Source organism: Vibrio aestuarianus (genome assembly GCF_028858425.1).
GTDB classification, from domain to species: domain Bacteria; phylum Pseudomonadota; class Gammaproteobacteria; order Enterobacterales; family Vibrionaceae; genus Vibrio; species Vibrio aestuarianus.
Genome location: NZ_JAKNYQ010000001.1, coordinates 1,782,258 through 1,801,911 on the forward strand (window position 1 = coordinate 1,782,258; position 19,654 = coordinate 1,801,911).

Annotated in this window: 16 protein-coding genes, 1 pseudogene and 1 riboswitch; of the genes and pseudogenes, 7 read left to right on the top strand and 10 right to left on the bottom strand. The window is 40.6% G+C overall.

The window, feature by feature from the left end:
• Nucleotides 1–53: 53 nt before the first annotated feature.
• Together MCT08_RS08290 and MCT08_RS08295 are read right to left on the bottom strand one after the other, a co-directional pair.
• A complete protein-coding gene (locus MCT08_RS08290; protein ID WP_274678231.1) occupies nt 54–506 on the bottom strand; it encodes a tellurite resistance TerB family protein in 453 nt (150 codons plus the stop codon).
• A gap of 125 nt (nt 507–631) precedes the next feature.
• Nucleotides 632–1,003, bottom strand: a complete 372-nt coding sequence (locus tag MCT08_RS08295) for a VC1380 family protein (protein WP_168522099.1) — start codon at nt 1,001–1,003, stop codon at nt 632–634.
• 169 nt (nt 1,004–1,172) lie between these two features.
• On the opposite strand from MCT08_RS08295, the gene MCT08_RS08300 reads away from it, so the two are divergent.
• Nucleotides 1,173–2,432, top strand: a complete 1,260-nt coding sequence (locus tag MCT08_RS08300) for a MipA/OmpV family protein (protein WP_246203219.1) — start codon at nt 1,173–1,175, stop codon at nt 2,430–2,432.
• Nucleotides 2,433–2,529: 97 nt separating this feature from the next.
• Here MCT08_RS08300 and MCT08_RS08305 read toward each other — a convergent pair whose 3' ends face one another.
• Entirely contained in the window at nt 2,530–3,117 is a 588-nt protein-coding gene (locus MCT08_RS08305; protein ID WP_168522103.1) for an FMN-dependent NADH-azoreductase, read from the bottom strand.
• Nucleotides 3,118–3,300: 183 nt separating this feature from the next.
• Here MCT08_RS08305 and hrpA point away from each other — a divergent pair, with 183 nt between their 5' ends.
• Complete coding sequence (hrpA, locus tag MCT08_RS08310) at nt 3,301–7,236, top strand: ATP-dependent RNA helicase HrpA (protein WP_261915482.1); 3,936 nt, start codon at nt 3,301–3,303, stop codon at nt 7,234–7,236.
• A gap of 103 nt (nt 7,237–7,339) precedes the next feature.
• Complete coding sequence (locus tag MCT08_RS08315; protein ID WP_168522107.1) at nt 7,340–7,825, top strand: outer membrane beta-barrel protein; 486 nt, start codon at nt 7,340–7,342, stop codon at nt 7,823–7,825.
• A 185-nt stretch (nt 7,826–8,010) separates the two neighbouring features.
• On the opposite strand, the gene MCT08_RS08320 is transcribed toward MCT08_RS08315, so the two are convergent.
• The 4 genes from MCT08_RS08320 to MCT08_RS08335 form a co-directional block, all read right to left on the bottom strand.
• Nucleotides 8,011–8,220: a hypothetical protein gene (locus MCT08_RS08320; protein ID WP_274675091.1), complete on the bottom strand. Its 210-nt coding sequence runs from the start codon at nt 8,218–8,220 to the stop codon at nt 8,011–8,013.
• Between the two features lie 68 nt (nt 8,221–8,288).
• On the bottom strand, nt 8,289–8,543 hold the full coding sequence (locus MCT08_RS08325) for a hypothetical protein (protein WP_274678232.1): 255 nt from the start codon (nt 8,541–8,543) through the stop codon (nt 8,289–8,291).
• Between the two features lie 151 nt (nt 8,544–8,694).
• Nucleotides 8,695–10,239 (bottom strand): sensor domain-containing diguanylate cyclase, encoded by a 1,545-nt coding sequence (locus MCT08_RS08330; RefSeq protein WP_274678233.1) that lies wholly within the window; start codon nt 10,237–10,239, stop codon nt 8,695–8,697.
• A 380-nt stretch (nt 10,240–10,619) separates the two neighbouring features.
• Entirely contained in the window at nt 10,620–12,101 is a 1,482-nt protein-coding gene (locus MCT08_RS08335; RefSeq protein ID WP_274678234.1) for a carboxypeptidase M32, read from the bottom strand.
• Between the two features lie 280 nt (nt 12,102–12,381).
• On the opposite strand from MCT08_RS08335, the pseudogene MCT08_RS08340 reads away from it, so the two are divergent.
• Both MCT08_RS08340 and MCT08_RS08345 read left to right on the top strand, forming a co-directional pair.
• Nucleotides 12,382–12,615, top strand: a pseudogene (locus MCT08_RS08340) (DUF2931 family protein); the annotation flags it as partial.
• Between the two features lie 183 nt (nt 12,616–12,798).
• Nucleotides 12,799–13,440: a LysE family translocator gene (locus MCT08_RS08345; protein WP_171981498.1), complete on the top strand. Its 642-nt coding sequence runs from the start codon at nt 12,799–12,801 to the stop codon at nt 13,438–13,440.
• A gap of 328 nt (nt 13,441–13,768) precedes the next feature.
• Here the strand turns inward: MCT08_RS08345 and MCT08_RS08350 are convergent, their stop codons facing one another.
• Nucleotides 13,769–15,148 carry an alanine/glycine:cation symporter family protein gene (locus tag MCT08_RS08350; RefSeq protein ID WP_168522125.1) on the bottom strand — a complete coding sequence of 460 codons (1,380 nt, stop codon included), beginning with the start codon at nt 15,146–15,148 and terminating at the stop codon, nt 13,769–13,771.
• Between the two features lie 105 nt (nt 15,149–15,253).
• Nucleotides 15,254–15,348, bottom strand: a riboswitch (glycine riboswitch).
• A 366-nt stretch (nt 15,349–15,714) separates the two neighbouring features.
• Here MCT08_RS08350 and MCT08_RS08355 point away from each other — a divergent pair.
• A complete protein-coding gene (locus MCT08_RS08355; RefSeq protein ID WP_168522127.1) occupies nt 15,715–15,873 on the top strand; it encodes a hypothetical protein in 159 nt (52 codons plus the stop codon).
• Between the two features lie 21 nt (nt 15,874–15,894).
• Nucleotides 15,895–16,629, top strand: coding sequence for a chromosome partitioning protein ParA (locus tag MCT08_RS08360; RefSeq protein ID WP_168522129.1), 735 nt, complete (start codon nt 15,895–15,897; stop codon nt 16,627–16,629).
• A 58-nt stretch (nt 16,630–16,687) separates the two neighbouring features.
• Here MCT08_RS08360 and MCT08_RS08365 read toward each other — a convergent pair whose 3' ends face one another.
• Nucleotides 16,688–17,794, bottom strand: a complete 1,107-nt coding sequence (locus tag MCT08_RS08365; protein WP_168522131.1) for a M20/M25/M40 family metallo-hydrolase — start codon at nt 17,792–17,794, stop codon at nt 16,688–16,690.
• Between the two features lie 163 nt (nt 17,795–17,957).
• Entirely contained in the window at nt 17,958–19,457 is a 1,500-nt protein-coding gene (locus tag MCT08_RS08370; RefSeq protein ID WP_274678235.1) for an EAL domain-containing protein, read from the bottom strand.
• Nucleotides 19,458–19,654 lie beyond the last annotated feature (197 nt).

Consider the following 19,654-nt stretch of genomic DNA (forward strand, 5'->3'; position numbering starts at 1 on the left):
AACTATTCATGCATAGAAGTTGCAATACACGACTTCTATGCATATTGATCTATTTAGTTATTGGCTGTTCGTATCGACAATTTTGCGCGAATAAATTCACTATGGTCAACATACAGTAGCTCTGCGGTTTTGCGGATTACTGCATCTTCTAATGGATCAATTTCACCGTCAGCATTAGCAACTTCCCACATGGCTTTTATTAACTCATAGCGAGTTTCTTGGGTGAGTTCACGTAGCTGCGAGGTGAAGTCATAAAGGGAAGCGGATTGTTTGACGGTTTCTTTAGCCTGTTGGAGTAGAGCCGTTGTTTGCTCATCATCTAAATTCAATAGCCGCTTGGTAAGCTTGAAAGTCGCTTCACTTTCTTTTTGATCGATTTGGTGATCAGCGCCAGCGACTTCTTTCAGTAAGCAAGTGATGGCAAGGTTAGGATTTGTAGTCGTTCTTTTTCCTAAATCTTGTCCATCTAGAAGTTGTTTAAAAAGCGATGTTATGGCATTGAACATAGTAGAGCCCTTGGTTAAATCTTTTCTTTACAACATTAAATAATGGCGTTTAAACAATAATGCAAGGCTAAAGTAGTAATACAAGTAAGAAGCCTAAAAGTTTTTGCTTTTAAGTATTGTATTGGTCAATACCCGTCATTGGGATCTGGTGGGACACTTGGGTCTTCAAGTATTTCGATAACTTCTGAACTGGAATACTCATGGCCCATAAGAAAAAGCGCTAACATGGCATCGGCTTTTGACTTGTTATCCGATTTTTCGGCGAGGATTTGCTCAAAACGTTGACGGATCATTGTAATTTCATGCTCAACAAAACCTCTAGCCTCATTTTCTCCTTCTCCCTCTTCGGGGGCGTTATCGAACTCTAAAAATAACAAGTTGTTATCCAACTGAGTATCGATTAACCGTTCGGGCAGCCATACTTCGCCCATCACCAATTCTGGGTCTACGTTTTCAGGTAGAGAGTCTAAAATTTTTCTTAGTTCAGATACTTTCACAATTCAGTCATTTAAGAGATCATAGCCGCTATTGTAACGGCCATCTTAATATAAACATAAGGGATCCTGAGTTGATTGCTTAATATTTAAGTCATTAATGCAGGATTTCGTGAGAAAAGTAGTGATCAGAATGTATTTTTACCCCAAAAAATGGTCGGTTTTACTGACTATGCTGATGTCATTTCATGTTAAAGCAGAACAAGAGTGGGGTATTGCTGCAATGTATCGCTTGGCATCCATTCCGTTTCATACTATTACAGGTGACTCGTCTGTAAGTACGTTTGTTCCTATGATGTATTTTAAAAATGACTATGTGTATATCGATGGCTTGGAAGGTGGAGCGTATTTATACAGTAATGACCAATCACCTTACAAGATAAGTGCTTTAACTCGATTACGCTTTGTTGATGTACCACAGTCGGCACAAAATGCTCTAGAAGGTGATTCTGCGGATTTTGGTTTCCAACTCCGTTATCAATTTGATGAGACATGGCATTTAGATGTTGAGTTAATGAGTGATGAACAATTTCGTTTTCATTCAAACTTACGAGCTACCGCTGAATTTGATTTCGGTGACTGGGAGCTAACACCGAGTGCAAACCTCCGGTATAAAGCTGCAGACTTTAATAGTTCTTACTATTCATTTAGTCAGTTAGGTGGTGAAAATATTGGCGCTGGCGTTGATCTGAAAGTGGGCGTAGATGTTCGTTACCATGTCATTTCAAATTTATATCTATTAGGGTCAACCAGCGTAACTAGGTTAGATGATAATGCCTACAATAGTTCAGCGGTTGGTGACAGATACCAAGGTGAGCTCTTTGTAGGATTTGGTTTTTTCAATGATAAATCGAAAGCACCAAAAAGTGATCTAACAAATCACCGCTATTTACGCGTCGCTCATGGGTGGGGAACACCATCCAATATTGGTGAAATTTTTAAATTTCAAACAGAAAAAGATCCGTACAATAACCAGATGACGTCGATTTTTTACGGTCATCCACTCACCGATGAACTGTTTGGTTTACCAATAGATATTTATTTTACTCCAGGTGTCGCTCATCACTGGTCATCACAAGTTCAATCGTCAAGTTCTGAATTTATTGCAGCAATCAAGGCTTACTATACATTCAATTGGCCAACTCAGTGGCGATTTGGTTTTGCAGAAGGTATGTCTTATATCGACAATATCACCTACATTGAGCAGTCAGAGATGGAAAAGAAAGGGTATACGCCGAGTCATTTGCTCAACTATCTCGATTTTTCTTTTGATGTGAATATGGGGGATTTATTCGACAGCAGTGACTTCAAGCATGTCTGGTTTGGCTATTCTTTACATCACCGTTCGGCGATTTTTGAGAAATCTTCTCAATTTGGGCGCATAAAAGGTGGCAGTAACTACAACACCATTTATATACAGGTTGATTTCTAATGATAAAAGACGGCCACCAATTGGAGGCCATCTTTTTTAAACCAAACTTGTTTAACCAAATCCAGATTATAGCAATGCATAGCGCTCTATAAAATTATTACAGAGTAATTGCTTCCAGTTGCGATGTAGCACTTTTAATGCCATTCGCTGCATTTTCTTCGCCCATGTTCATGCCCTCTGCGAAGACAAATTCAACATCTGTAATACCGATAAAGCCAAGGATAGTTTTTAAGTATGGGGTCACATTGTCTGTGGCTGAATCTTTATGGATACCACCACGAGAGGTGATCACAATTGCTTTTTTACCTTGAATTAAGCCTTGAACGCCTGACTCAGTGTATCGGAATGTGACACCCGCACGAGCAATCAAATCGAACCAGTTTTTTAGTTGTGTTGGAATCGTGAAGTTATACATAGGTGCAGCAATCACTAACGTATCCGTAGCTTTAAGTTCATCAATCAGTTGGTTAGATATGGATACGACTTTTTGCTGTTCATCAGACCGATCTTCTGTTGAACGTAGTGCCGTTGCTACAGCGAAATCCAATACAGGGAGAGGATTTGCTGCTAAATCACGAAGTGTGACTTGTTGTGGCTCAAATTTCGCTAAATAGGTGTCAAGCAGTTTGCTTGACTGAGAGTGATCACCAAGAATGCTAGATTTAAGAGCAAGAACGCGAGACATAATGTATTTCCTATAGGGTATCAATAACTGGATGAATACATCGTAGTCGATTTGAATTGTTAGATAAGTTGTCTGAATTGGTCAAGTCATTCTAAAAAATTGAATAAGGATAATATCATCGCACTGGCAAGGATTATGGTACAATCCGCGCAGTTTTGTGTAATGAAAAGAATAGGAAACGCTTTGACCTCGTCACAGCCAAATCAAGAAAAACAGACCGCCGTCAAAACCAATAGTGCGGCGTCACTGCGCAATGCATTAAGCGAATGCATGATGCGAGATAGGTTTCGTTTTAGCAAACGTATTGCTGGTGCAAGTAAAATCAAAAATGAAAAAGCCAGAAACGCCGTCTTTGATGAAATCGCTTTAGATATCGCTCAATCAATGATGGTTGCTCAGCAGCGCATTCAACATCGTGTGAAAATTGACTATCCAGATTTGCTTCCAGTGAGTCAAAAGCGTGATGATATCGCGCAGGCGATCGCTGAAAACCAGGTAGTCATTGTTGCCGGTGAAACTGGGTCGGGGAAAACGACGCAGTTACCTAAGATATGCGCTGAACTTGGGCGTGGTAAATATGGTTTGATTGGTCATACACAGCCACGTCGTCTTGCGGCTCGTTCTGTTGCGAATCGTATTGCTGAAGAGATGGAAACCGAGTTAGGCGATTTTGTCGGCTATAAAGTTCGTTTTAACGATCAAATCTCCGACAACACTCAGATCAAGTTGATGACGGACGGTATCTTACTGGCTGAAATTCAACACGACCGCTTTTTGAATCAATATGACACCATCATTATCGATGAAGCGCATGAACGTAGCCTCAACATCGATTTCATTTTGGGTTATCTCAAAGAGTTGCTGCCACGTCGACCAGACCTAAAAGTGGTGATCACTTCTGCGACGATTGATCCACAACGTTTTTCAAACCACTTTAGTGGCGCGCCGATTATCGAAGTCTCTGGGCGCACTTACCCGGTTGATACGCGCTACCGACCTCTATTTGGTGAGGATGATGCCGATCGCGATCAACTCGAAGGTATTTTTGAAGCGGTAGATGAACTTTGCGCAGAAGGTCTTGGCGATATACTTATCTTCATGAATGGTGAACGTGAAATTCGTGATACCGCTGAAGCCTTGGGTAAGCGTAACTTACGTGATACCGAGATCGTGCCGCTTTACGCTCGTTTGTCAGCTGGCGAGCAAAATAAAATTTTCCAACCTCATGCAGGTCGACGCATTGTACTCGCCACGAACGTAGCAGAAACGTCCTTGACCGTACCGGGTATCAAGTATGTGATTGACCCAGGTACTGCACGTATTAGCCGATACAGTTATCGTACCAAAGTACAACGTTTACCTATCGAGCCGATTTCACAAGCGAGTGCAAATCAGCGTAAGGGGCGTTGTGGACGTGTCGAAGAAGGTATTTGTATTCGTTTGTACTCGGAAGAGGATTTTCTGTCTCGTCCAGAATTTACCGATCCAGAAATTCTTCGCACTAACTTAGCGTCTGTTATTTTGCAAATGACAGCACTAGGACTTGGCGATATTGAAGCGTTTCCCTTTGTTGAAGCCCCAGATAAGCGGAATATTTTAGATGGTGTGCGACTACTGGAAGAACTAGGGGCCATTGTTCCTGATCCAAAGAAAAAAGATCAAGATGCCAAAAAACGCTTAACCGATATGGGGCGAAAATTGGCGCGTTTACCTATCGACCCGCGCTTGGCTCGTATGGTTCTGGAGTCGACGCGTTTTGGTTGTGTAAAAGAGCTAATGGTGATTGCCTCTGCACTGTCGATTCAAGATCCGCGGGAAAGGCCATCCGATAAGCAGCAATCTTCTGATGATAAACATCGCCGCTTCTTTCATGAAGAGTCCGATTTTCTCACCTTAGTTAACTTGTGGGATTACATTCAAAAACAGCAGAAAGCGCTCACTGGGAATCAATTTCGCAAACAGTGTAAACAAGACTACCTAAACTATTTACGTGTACGTGAATGGCAAGATGTCTATTTCCAAATCCATCAGTCAATGCGCGAAATGGATTACAAACTCAACGCTGAACCGGCTAATTACCAATGTGTTCATAGTGCGATTTTGGTAGGTTTGCTGTCCCATATCGGTATTAAAGATCAAGAAAAACACGAATATCAAGGTGCACGTAACGCACGTTTTAATATCTTTCCTGCATCAGGTTTATTTAAAAAACAACCCAAGTGGATCATGGTGGCTGAGCTAGTAGAAACCTCCAAGCTATGGGGGCGTATCGCCGCTAAAATCCAGCCAGAATGGATTGAGCCCCTAGCCAAGCACTTGATTAAACGTACTTACAGCGAACCGCATTGGTCGAAAAAGCAAGCTGCTGTCATGGCTTACGAAAAAGTGATGCTCTACGGTGTACCGATTGTTCCGAAGCGTTTAGTCAATTACAGCTCGATAGATGAACCTCTATGCCGTGAAATATTTATTCGCAGTGCGTTGGTCGAAGGTGATTGGGAAACAAAACACGCATTCTTCAAGCAAAATCGCAAGTTGCTGCTTGAAGTAGAAGAGCTAGAACACAAGTCACGTCGCCGCGATATTTTGGTCGATGACGAAGAACTGTTTGAGTTTTACGATCAACGTGTTGGAACTGATGTCGTCTCTGGTCGTCATTTTGATGCATGGTGGAAAAAGGCGAGTAAAGAGACTCCGGAGTTGCTCAACTTTGAAAAAGAGATGCTATTCAAAGGTGATGCCAGCCATGTTACAGATTTAGATTATCCAAACTTTTGGCATCAGAATGGGATAAAGCTAAAAATAAGTTACCAGTTTGAACCTGGCATTGATAGTGACGGTGTCACTATTCACTTGCCATTACCAATATTAAACCAGATTGAACCGGCAGGGTTTGATTGGCAGATCCCGGGTTTACGCCATGAGCTGGTGGTGAGTTTGATCAAATCACTACCAAAAACGGTTCGTAAAAACTTTGTGCCAGCGCCTAATTATGCCGATGCCTTTTTAGCCCGTGTAACCCCTATGGAATTGCCGTTGTTGGATGCAATGGAAAAAGAGCTACGCCGCATGACTGGTGTTGAAGTCAAGCGTGAAGATTGGAATTTAGACCAAGTGCCTGATCATTTGAAGGTCACTTTCCGAGCTGTCGATCACCGAAACCGTAAGCTCAAAGAACATAAAGACTTACACGAATTGAAAGAAAGTTTGAAAGAAAAAGTTCAAGAGACACTTTCTCAAGTTGCCGATGATGATATTGAACAGCAAGGTTTGCATACTTGGAGCTTCGGTGAGTTGCCAAAAGTGTATCAACAAAAACGAGGTGGGTTTGAAGTCAAAGCCTACCCAGCCTTAGTTGATGCAAAAGATAGTGTGGAAATTAAGCTCTTTGAAACGGAACAAGAGCAAATCAGTGCCATGAAAGCAGGACAAAGACGTTTGATCTTGCTTAACGTCCCATCACCGATTAAATATTTACACGCGAATTTGCCCAATAAATCTAAACTGGGCCTATATTTTAATCCTTATGGCAAAGTTTTAGATTTGATTGATGACTGCATTGCATGTGGTATTGATAAATTATTAGAAGAGCGGGGCGGTTTAGTCTGGCAACCCGAGGAATTTGAAGCGCTAAAAGAGTATGTGCGTGCGGAATTGGGCGATACTGTAGTGAATATTGCTCAACAAGTTGAAACGATTCTGACAACGGCCTTCAACATTAACAAAAAGTTAAAAGGCAAAATCGATTTTACAATGGCGTTTGCTTTGTCTGACATAAAAGCACAAATCGAAGGGCTTCTTTTCAAAGGATTTGCCACTGAATGTGGTTGGAAACGTTTGCCTGATATTTTGCGATATTTACGTGCTGTAGAGCGACGGATGGAAAAATTGCCCGTTGATCCGAATAAAGATCGTCTGCACATGCTGAAAATTGAGTCAGTGCTCAATGATTACAAAGAACTACTCAACAAGATCCCACGTGGCATAGCAGTACCAGAAAACGTTAAAGAGATCCGTTGGATGATAGAAGAATTACGCGTCAGTTTGTTTGCTCAACAACTCGGAACACCTTATCCAGTTTCTGATAAGCGAATTAAGAACGCGATTGATGCTTGTTAGGTATAAAATTTGCATCAGATAAATGTATCCACTGTAATTTGACGCTATGTGGCAATGGAGTGCCGGTGTGACTCCGTTGCCAAACAATATAAAAAGGTTAATTATGAAAAAGACTTTACTAGCTCTTGCTCTGATTGGGGCATCTTCAACGGCTTTTGCTGATTCTTGGATCTACGGTGGTGCTTCTGTTGGCCAATCGGATTTAGACAGCGAAACATCAACCTCATATAACATTCATATAGGGACTGGTATTTTACCTTTCATTGGTATTGAAGGCGGCTACACCGATCACGGCAAATTTGAATATACGGGTGGCGACCTGAAGGCATCTTCAGTTTATTTTGCTGTTAAACCAAGCATTAACTTTGGTCCTCTGCAAATTTACGCAAAAGGTGGTATTCACTCTTGGGATCTTACTGACAGTCGTGCGGCGTTCTCTGATGATGATGGCTTTGATTTTATGTACGGTGTGGGCGCCGATTACGGTGTATTTGGGCCTATCTCTTTAGGAGCTAACTACATGTACTACGTAATGGATAAAAAAGACGTAGGCACTTTGTCTTTCACAGTATCGTTCAATTTCCTTTAAGTGCCGTTAACCTAAGCTATTAGCTGATAATCAAAACGCCAGTACTTAACGACTGGCGTTTTTGCTTTTCTAAACTAAGCGAATAAGTGAGCTCTGGGAAAGTGGTGGCAGCTTTATCTATATCTATCACTTTATCAATAATCTCAAGGGATTTAATGAACTCTCAAACTCAAACTTAATCTTATTTAGTCAACGTTTTCAAAAAAATCACTCTCTAAGTTTTCACCTTCAGTTAAAGTAAAGTGTTTGACTTGGTCTATTGGATCGGCAATAACGATTTTATCGTAAGTTTCAGGGTTATCGTCTATCGCACTACAGCTAAAAGCTAGGGTGTAATCACCTTGTGGTAGGAAGTTAAAGCTGTACGAGTAGCCTGCATCAGCACTTTCAACCATTTTTGAGGCGTAAGGGGCTACGACATTTTCAGGAACTGACTTATCAACAGCAGGATCAAACTCATCACCTAAAACAAATCCTTCGAGAACTTGACCAAGCTCATTGGTATAATTGCCTTGGTACAGGTAAACGACATTGCCATCAATAGGACAATTAGTGACTTATAGGTAACATTAACTTCGACAGCAGTATCTACTGGGGCATCGGTAATTGAGAATGAAACTTTGGCGGTTTTTTGTTGAGGAGCACTATCGCTACCACAACCACTTAAAACAGCCACAGAAATCGCTGAAAGCAAAAAAAACTTCATATTTGTTGTCATGAAACTTCCATTTGTAACGTATTCACAGCAGTCCTATTTTAGTAGTATTTTCTGAGCGCATAGTCATGAAAGTGCCAGAAGTGGCTCTGATTCGTTTGTATTTGGTCAAATTTGCCTAATCAAGTGGAACCTTGCTATTTGTTAACAGACCTTAATGACTCTCAGACCATGCCGTGGCCTTGTTGCGCCCAGCGTTTTTTGACTCATATAAAGCTTTATCCGCTCTTGCTATAACATCATCAATACTTTTATCGCTGTCATTGACTTCAGCAACCCCCAAGCTGATGGTGATTCTCTGAGGTGACGAAAATTGATGTGACTCAACTTGTTTGCGAAGCAATTCGGCGACCTTAAGTGCGCTGCTTTCGGGAGTGCTAGGGAGTAACACAATAAACTCTTCTCCACCCCAACGAGCAAACGTGTCGGAATGCCTGACTTTTGAAGCGACAAGCTCGCTGAGCTCTTTTAGATACGCATCACCGACATTATGGCCAAGACCATCATTAATCCTCTTAAAATGGTCAATATCGAACAGAACCACACTGAAGAACCCACTAGACTTTCTATATTTGATGAACTCAAACGTTAAGTTCTCGGTAAACTTGTTGCGATTAAACAGCTTAGTCAAAAAATCAGTGTTGGAAAGATACATCAACTTTTTCTTGTATACGTGCTCTGAGTATATATTCCACGCATAAATCATGGATACAAGTATAACCAAAAGTGCGTACATCAGAAATGTGTTACGCAGTCCCCCTACCGCAGTATCTTCAGAGCTGGTAATCAAGTAAGCCACATGTTGATTTTTGAAGTTCTGGAATGAGATAAAACTCATCGCATAATCTCTGTTAGACACCGTTATCACCTGAGAGAAGGTCTTTTCAAGTTCAATCAGTGGGCTCAACTCTGCGCCAAGACTCTCAACATTTTTGAGTAAATCCCTATACTTAATATTGGCAAGATTCTGTTCAAATACCGCTTTGTCATAGTAGTAATCTTCAGATAGTAAGGTTGGAATATAGTTGCCTTTCATGTCCTCGAATAGCTTGGCATCCACTGTAGATTTATTGATCACAAAGTAAAAGTCGTCATGTGGATAAAGTTCGAACAGAAGCTCAAGGATGCTTCCCATAGACAAAGAAGCTTCAACACTTCCCAAAGGCTGCTGTTCAAAAGTAAGCGGATAGACAAATCGATAACCGTTGAACACTTTACCTTCTTCAAAACCCTCAATGATTTGCTGTTGTGTATTCGCAAGCCTCACTGATTCACGAACAGAAAATAAGTTATCACCATACTTTTCAGGTTTGTGTACTCTTAAGAAACTATCACCATTGGCAAAGTGAAAGTGCAATTGACGAAAGTTATGGCCCTTCAATAGATCGTAATTTGGTTTCAGAAGTTGATATATTTTTTGTCGACTCGCATCCCTGACTGGGCCTGGGGATTCTACCGCCTGTTTAAAAAGCGTCATCACCTGTGTATCCTGCGATATTTGCTGGTATACGTAATGAGAAAATTTCTTAAAAACACCCAAACTCGCTTCGACTTTTGATTGCATAATGGCCGAGTAGTTGTTTAATATGCGAGTCTTTTGCTCATGATATTCGCGATTTAGCACCGTGAAAGAAATGATATTCAAAAGCATCAACAATGTGATGTGAATTGACAATTTAGATCCAATGATGCTTTTCAAATTACTTCTCGATATCAAAACATTACCTATTTTCATAAGGTGATGGTATCAATAATGTTAGTTGAAAAACGATATTATAACTATAAAAATATCAATTAAAAATATCGGAAGCAACACCTACCTTTCTAGCTAAAAAAATTACTTGTTATCGCGAAAATAGGACTTCAGTTACTCGTTATATTGTGACTTACTACAGCCAGCTAAGACCCCATCAATACTATGGTGGAGGGGTTATCAATAAGTGGCTTTAAAATGGTATTGATTAATTTTACTTTAAAGGGCTACTGATGGTTTGCACTTTGTCAAAGTACTAGTCATGTAGGGTAGCCCTCAGTGTGAAGCGACGCAATATTACCTGTGTTGGAGCCTCTATAGCTATATCACAAATAACGGCTTCGAAGGTGATTTTGGAAATGTAGAGGGTTTAGAGTTTCCCCAGTCGCCTGAGTGACTAGCTCATCGGTAGTTAGCAAGCTTCCTTTGCGCCAAATATTCTCAGATAACCAATTGAAAATAGGAGTTAAATCGCCTGATTTAATCACGTTATCCACATCCACAGTTTTCTTCATTGCTGCCATAAATTGCGCGGCATACATAGCGCCTAATGTATAGCTGGGGAAGTACCCAAAGCTCCCATCAGTCCAGTGAATGTCCTGCATACAGCCGTTTTTATAATTATCTTTAGTCGATAGCCCTAGATACGCCTGCATTTTTTGATCCCATAGTTCAGGAATATCAGTATGTTGAATTTTACCATTCATCAAATCACGTTCAATTTCATAGCGTAGAATGACATGAGCAGGGTAGGTAAGTTCATCAGCATCAACGCGAATAAAGTCTTTCTCTACACGAGTGTAAATTTTTTGGAAATTATTAAGTTCAAATACATTTTCTTCATTATCAGCGATATGTTTGGCTGAAAGTTTTGCAAGGTGTTCAATAAATGCGTTGCTACGACCAATTTGCATTTCAAAAAACAAAGATTGAGATTCATGTATCCCCATTGAGCGAGCTTCGCCTGCCGGAATCCCAGCAAGGTTTTTAGGCAATCCTTGTTCATAACGAGCGTGGCCAGTTTCATGGACGATACCCATCAAAGATTGTATAAATTCGGCTTCATTATAACGAGTGGTGATACGAACATCGCTCGGAACACCACCGCAGAAAGGGTGAACACTTTCATCGAGTCGGCCATGTTCAAAGTCAAATTGCAGTAGTTTCATTACTTCCAAACCGAGTGCTTTTTGTTTCTCAGCAGGGTAATGTCCGCTAGGCAAAATGATATGCTCAGACTTTTGCTTATCAATAACTTGATCAATGAGATCAGGTAACCAGGTCTTCACATTAGAGAAAACACGGTCAAGAGATTCGGTATTAGTGCCAGGTTCGTATATGTCGAGCATAGCATCGTAAGGTGTAAATCCGGTTGCATCCGCGCGAATTTGTGCTTCTTCTTGAGATAGCTTAACCACCTCCGCCCAATTTTTTTCGAAACCGACCCAATCGTTGTTACCACGTTGAGTACGCCATGCATGCTCACATTTAGAACCAGCCAATGACTTGGCTTGAACTAATGTTTCTGGAAGTACATTTGCCTGTAACCATTGGCGTTTTAGCTCGCGTAATATCGATTTTTGTTCATTATTCAATGCTTCTGTTTCTGCCTGAGCAAACCAATCAGACAACTGGGGTTGAGTTAACAAACTATGAATATGTACCGATAGCTGTGCCATCGCTTCTGAACGAGCTTGCGCACCTCCTGAAGGCATAACTGCTGCTTGGTCCCAGCCACAAATGGCCGCTAAATGGCTAAAGTGAGAGATTTTTTTAGAATGTTGTACTAACTTATCGAATGCATACATGACATTTGCCTTCCGTGACTTAAAAATAAGAGATGAGTGTAGCAATCAATATCACTTCAACCAAGCGTTCAACTTTGTGCTTTCATCGCAATTTTCTACCCCATAAAGCAAAAAGTTGCTTATGCTAGGCAGGTTATTGCTCGATATGTTTTATTTATCATTATAACTTATTGAAATTAAACAATCTTAAGGTTGGCATCGACCTTGCTCTATAGGTGATGAATTTGCGCAAAATGGTGGTTTTAGATTTGATGGTGACATACCTGTGTTTTATGGTGCTGGTTTAGTGCCCAATGGGCAAGCCAAAGTTTGGCTAAGAGGTTGTGGCGAGACCGTCTATTTAGCCGAATTGGATCGTGATAGCAACGGTTTTACAGCAGACACCTATAAAGAGGCTTCTTATTTAGGGCGTATTCACCAACGCGCAAAAGACGCAGGTGTATCAATTGACCCGATCCCTTGGGATAAAGTGAATAAGGTGTACTCTAGTGAAAAAATTATCCAATTGAATTGAAAGTAAATTACTTGCTGGATAAAAATCTGCTCTGGTGATTTTGTTGTAGTCATCACTAGACACGGAAACAGCCCGATTTTATCGGGTTTTTTCTTATCTGCTGCAAAACTCTTAAAGACATCAATCAAATGCTCAGGTATAAAAAGAACAACTGACCGCATTATTTTTCATACAGGGATTGGTATGTATATCCAAAACTTTGAGGCATTTTTAATTGCCATTACCATCTTAACCTTAACACCAGGGCTAGACACCGCATTGGTTATTCGTAATACCTCTCGCGCTGGTTTTAGTGATGGATGCGTCACTAGTTTAGGTATCTGCGGCGGTCTTTTCGTTCATGCCACGTTTTCGGCGGTAGGTATTTCAGCGATCTTGGCACAATCCGCAGAGCTATTTCATTTCGTGAAAATGATCGGTGCTGCTTATTTGATTTGGCTAGGGCTTTCTAGCTTAAAAGCTCTATTAAAAAATGGGCAAGGGATGAATATCTCCACCGTTTCTCACGGCGAGCTCAAACTCTCTCGTTCATTGCGTGAGGGCTTTCTATCGAATGTGCTTAACCCTAAAACAGCGGTATTCTATTTAGCATTTTTACCTCAGTTTATTAATCCAGAGTCTTCTCCATTATTTCAGTCATTATTTATGGCCGCTGTTCACTTTGTTATTGCCATGGTTTGGCAATGTGGGTTAGCGGGTGCACTAAGCTCTGCAAAGAATCTACTTAAAAATGCATCCTTTATGAAATGGATGGAAGGCACAACTGGTGTTGTACTTATCGGCCTGGGTCTCAAATTGTTACTTGAGAAAGAAACAATTCAATAAATAGGGTTGTAGGAGTTTTCTCAATAAATTTGCGCTGACATTTCCCTGAAATAACGTCCTTAAATATGAAGTATAAATACCCACATGCGCTACTCGGTAGGAAATTGTGGGAGATGATGTGAATATTTTACTTATTTGTGCGGTTGTTTTGGTGTGTGTGTTGCTGTTTCTTGGAGGGATAGCGTTAGATCTTGGAGTGCCTACTGCAATCATTATTTTAGCAGTTTTAAATTGGTCCCACTCTTGCTTAGATAAACAGATACGTAAGCAAAAACACATGTCATTAAACCGCAGATAGGGCTGTTGAATACCTACCTGCGGTGTCGATTTAATATTGTGTCTGAACGGTATTCACAGCGTTTGAAGGTTGTTTTTCAAAGAACAGTTTCGTTTCTTCCATCACGACGTGGCGTAAGGCAATTAAACCAATGAGATTTGGAATGGCCATTAACCCGTTAACGATATCTGCAATGATCCAAATCATATCCAGATGCAAGAAAGCGCCAGATGCAACTAAACCGATAAATATCACTTTGTAAGGCAAAACCGCTTTTGTGCCGAATAGGAATACCACGCAACGTTCACCATAATAGTTCCAACCCAAAATCGTAGTGAAAGCAAAAAACATCAAACCGATAGAGACAAGCATTGGTCCCAATGTTTGAGCATTCAAACCAACAGCAAATGCGTAAGTGGTCATCGCTGCACCAGAAAAATCGCTTTGCCATGCTCCGGTAAGTATTAATGCAAGGCCTGTCATCGTACAGATGATAATGGTGTCAAAGAACGTACCCGTCATCGAAATTAACCCCTGTTTTACACAAGAGTCTGTTTTCGCAGCGGCAGCAGCCATTGGCGCACTGCCAAGTCCAGATTCATTTGAAAAGACACCGCGTGCGATACCTGATTGAATAGCAAGCATGATACTCGCCCCTAAAAAACCACCAGTAGCAGCGGTTGAGGTAAATGCAGAGGTAATGACAAGGCTGATTGCATCTAGCAGTTTATCACTGTTGCTCACAATCACACTTAAACAGGCAACAATATAGAATAGTGCCATTGCCGGTACGATTTTACCTGCCACGTTAGCAATCGATTTAATACCACCAACGGTGACAAAGGCGACTAAAAGCGTCAGAACTATAGCTGAAATTTCGCGAGATACACCAAATGAGATTTCAGTGGCGTCCAAAATGGCGTTTACTTGCGGGAAAGTGCCGATACCAAAGCAAGCCACGCCAATTGCAAACAGAGCAAATAGAACTGCTAGTGTTTTCGAACCAACACCATATTGTAAATAGTACATTGGGCCGCCAACCATTTGCCCTTTGTCATCGACTTTACGATATTTTACCGCGAGCAAGCATTCTGCATATTTTGTTGCCATACCAAATAGTGCCGCCAGCCACATCCAAAACAGTGCACCCGGACCGCCTAGTTTAATTGCGGTTGCGACACCAACAATATTACCGGTACCGATAGTGGCGGATAATGCTGTGCAAAGCGCAGCAAAGCTTGATACATCACCTTGTTTATCCGATGACTTATCTTTGCTAAAGACCATTTTTAGTGCCGTTGGAAGGTGGCGAAACTGAATAAGTCCCAAACGAAAGGTAAAATAGACACCAGTACCCACTAATAAAATAAGAAGTGGTGGTCCCCAAATAAAGCTATCAACAGCTTCAAGTATAGATTGCAGGTTGTTCATGAATTCCCCTTAATAAAACAACAGTTAAGGAGAAGAGGGAAAGGGTAGTGATCAAATAGAACACGATAGGTATTGAATAGACAATACCTATTTAAAATTATAGCTTTCCACTCCTCTGTCCTTTTGCCTGAGAGTTTCACCCTATGCCAGGGTTTGCTCCTTCGGCGACCGATTCAACGGTTCTCTCCAGAGGTTCCTCCAACTACAGTCCTCGCTTGTTCTGTAAATAGAACATTAGCACCTGAAAGATTTACTTCTTCGGTGGGTTAGTTTATTCAGTTAAGAATGAACTAGCCTCTCTCCTGCAGTCTTCATCGGAACTGACCGCAAGCAGTGCTTACCGTCAAGGCACGATATGTTACATAAAGAAGTTTGCAAAACAAGATAAATTGTGGCTTTAGTCTCATTTTTATATTGATCGGTGAATTGTTGTCCAATCGATTTATCCAATGAGTAACAATGAAAAGCGATTAAGGTGAAAGTTTACGCAACTTGTCGATTGTTCTACTTTTCTCTGACCTTTGACATGCTATAAATGGTATAAAATACGCTGGAGGAATAGTGCTATGACACGACTAATAACCATCGTTGTATTGATCGCTTTGGCGTTCATTTTAGTGCGTTTTCGCACTAATGAAAAATTGCAGAAAGGTGTTGTTATTACCTTACTGTCTGCTTTTGTAATCTACACCGCTTCAATTGTAATTGCTGAATTAACCCGCTGATGTTTATAGAGGAGTAAAAGAGTGGATAAACATACTGACATTGACGAACAAGAGGATGTAGTAGTCATTGAAGAACGAGATAAACGCACTTACGTTTATCTCGCATTGGCGGGAGTATTAGGCTTGGCACTAGGCGGCCTGATAGGTTCAAGTATCACCACTAATAAATGGCAAAAAAGCTATAGTCAATTGGAAGAAAAATATCAGCAGCTCAATGAAGACCGTACACAATTAGTTGAAACGGTAGAATTGAAAGTGGCAGAAGTTGACGCTGAAGTTGAGACTAAAATACAACGAGCATTGGATGAACAGAATTCACAGCATCAAGAACAATTGAATCAATTCCAAGAAAAATATAAAAAACTGGAATCAGAAAATAAGTTGCTACAAGCGAAACTCAATGATGAGAAAGAAAAGCTAGTAGAGATTGCTCAAAGCAATAGTAAGCTCAATCGCCAGGCGGATATGCAAGCGACCATGTTTGAACGTTCACGTGAACTTTTCCAACGTGAGCTAAAAATTAAACAAGAGCTTGAAGCGCTAGAGAAAGAGAAACAAACCATTACTCCAAAGTTGAAGTTACTGAAGTCTGACTGTGACGCTTACTTGGAAGGTAAATCTTGGGATGCGAAATCAGATGCTTGTGATAAGCAAGATGCTGCGAATTCTCGTATCAGTCAAATTGACCAAATGATACAAGTACACCGCATGGATCTAGAGCAGATAAAAGTTTTAACTGAAGGTATCGGCTTGTAAGTTTAATTTTTTGTCTATGTAAAGAAAAGCGCCTCCGAAAATAGAGGCGCTTTTTGTTTTATGCCGTTAAGTACGCTTTTACGAACTGGGCTATTTTAACCATGTCAGCAACTGCAATGTACTCTTCAGTAGTATGAACTTTTGCCATGCCAGTTGAAAGATTGACTGTTGTTAACCCTTTTTCGTTGAAGTTGTTGGCGTCACTACCGCCGCCAGTACGCTTAGTTTTAGGTTCAATATCAATAGAATGGAAGGTGTTTTTGATCGCTACAATGTGCGGATGATCTTCATCCAAAACAAAAGCGTTATAAGCGCGTGTTGATTCAATCTCGACTTGTGCACCGTGTTTATCTGCCGTCGTTTGGAAAGTTGAAACCATGTGTTCAACTTGTTGACTCAGTTTGTCATCATTCAATGAACGTGCTTCGGCAACAATTTTAATATCTGGCATGACAATATTGGTTGCGCCACCACCTTGAACAATACCGATGTTGGCCGTGGTTTCTTCATCAATGCGTAACAACTTCATTTGAGTAATAGCGTCAGCGGCAACCATGATCGCGCTGATCCCTTCTTCAGGAGCAAGGCCTGCATGAGCAGGTTTGCCTTTGATTGTCGCTACAATCTTTTGCTGGCCTGGTGCGGCTTTTACTATAGTGCCGATTGGACCGCCAGTATCTAACACAATGGCTTTCGTTGATTGAATGTTCGTCATATCGAATTGTTTTGAGCCTTGAAGACCACCTTCTTCATGAACCGTAAAGGCAATTTCAATAGTTTTGTGCTGCAGATTTTCAGCTTGAATACAGCGAATGGCCTCGATAATAGCAGCAATACCTGACTTATCATCGCCACCTAAAATGGTATCGCCTTGAGAGCGAATAATGCCATTGTCGATAATCGGTGTAATGCTCATGCCGGGCTTTACGGTATCCATATGGCAGCTTAATACGACACTGTCGTTTATTTGGCCTTCTAAGCGAGCATAAATATTGAAGCCATTAGAGACTTGCTCTGGCACTGCAAGCTTATGAACGGTAAAGCCTAGCCCTTCAAGCTGTGTTGCTAAGGTTTCAGCAATTTGCTTTTCATTGCCTGATTCACTATCAATTTTGATCAAATCAAAGAAGTGCTCAACCAAACGTTGCTCATTTATGGAATTCATTGTGTCTTACCTTGTAGGGAACAGAAGCGATACCTTATCGCGTGTTACAGGGTCAAGATGCTGAGGTAAATCAAAAAATACCGATAAAATAAAACCGTCTAATTACTGACATTGAGCAAGTTTATCTGTTTTGGCTAAGCCACTAACTTTTTTGTATGAAAATCTATTGGTCCATCTTTAGATGAATATCTGCAAGCATTAGTGGGCGATGAAAATAGTAACCTTGCTGGAATTGTACCCCTTTTGCTGCTAAGTAGTGGGCTTGTTCTTCTGTCTCGACACCTTCAGCAATAATTGCGATATTTAAACTATGCGCGAGGTCTATGATGGCATTCAAAACGGGTGCGTTAACCGATTGCAGTCCAATAGTATCAACAAAACATTTATCGATTTTTAAGCAATCAAAAGTGATATTTTGCAACACAGAAAGAGTGGTATGTCCGGTACCAAAATCATCGATGAAAACTTGAATACCTAATTTTCGCACCTCTTCTATGGCTTTTTGCCCTTGTTCATTCAATAACTGTCTTTCGGTGATTTCGATATCAAAATTGATATTGATATCCTTAAAAGCTCGACCATATTGTTCAAGCCGTTGTAAACAAAGGTCATTGAGAAGGTATGAAGGAGGAACATTGACCCCAAGGTGGAACTTATCTTGGATAGTGATCATTTTCCAATCTTCAAAAGCATGTTCAATCACGTAGTCGGTAATTTGATTAATTAACCCATGCTCTTCAGCTAAAGGAATAAAGGTATCTGGTCGGATAAATCCAAGGCTTGGATGCACCCAACGAATCAAAGCTTCTGCACCGATAATAGAATGATCGTCACTAGAAATGATCGGTTGATACATTAAAAACAACTCTTTATTGACTAGTGCTCTTTTTAAATCATCAACTAACGAGTTTCGTTTACTAAACCATTGAAAAAATATGAAAATCAATATTGATATTGCCAAAGAGACCGGAATAGCACCGAGGAAACTAAAAATAACCCTTGAATCAACAAAATTAGAACTAGCTTCAACCATTATGGAAAAATCGTAACGGCTTGATTTGACAATTTGACTTGGATTTTGACTGACAAATTCTTTATTTGCTGGGTAGTAAAGCTCACCTAACTTCACAACAATCTTTTTTATACGCTTATCAGAGCCATGTCCCAAGCGAGCAGAAACATAATGCCTATCCATAATGGACACAGCACCACGTTGCGGATTGTTCTTATCGACATCGACCACGACTAACGTGCGGTTATCAGGATCACCTTCTAGGTCAAATAAGAATTCCCTTGCATTCAAGCCACTTGCCGATACTCGATGACTGATATCGGTGTGCCTAACCCCACGTTTTGAAGAGCAGGTGATGGTTTGATTTTCGACAATTAGCATCTCCCTTAAGTTGCTCTCAAAAAGAAAGTTATTTTGAATCTGAGCGCAGTTATTGGTGCGATAGAGTGCTTGGTAATTATTTTCTTTCAGATCATCAATGAGGTGTTCTATTCGCTTTACATAAGAGGTGGCAATGGTCTCTAAATTGTTATTGATAGCTTTTAGGTTAACTTGATACGCCACAGAAAAAACGATAGGGACTGGTAGTATTAAAACAGCAAACGCTTTTGTGATCAGTCTTCGTTGGCTATCTGTGAATCTGTTGAGCATAAGTTAAATCTTCTGCCTATCTGTTTATAAAAAGGAGTCGCAGTATAAAGATATAGTGCTGCATTAATAGACACTATTGAGAGAATTAACACAACAATTACACTGTAGGATTATTCTTGATAGAGTCATTGCGCTAATTATTGTAATTGTAGCAATAATGTTACATTGTAATTGCTAGAATACTCTATCTCTCATAA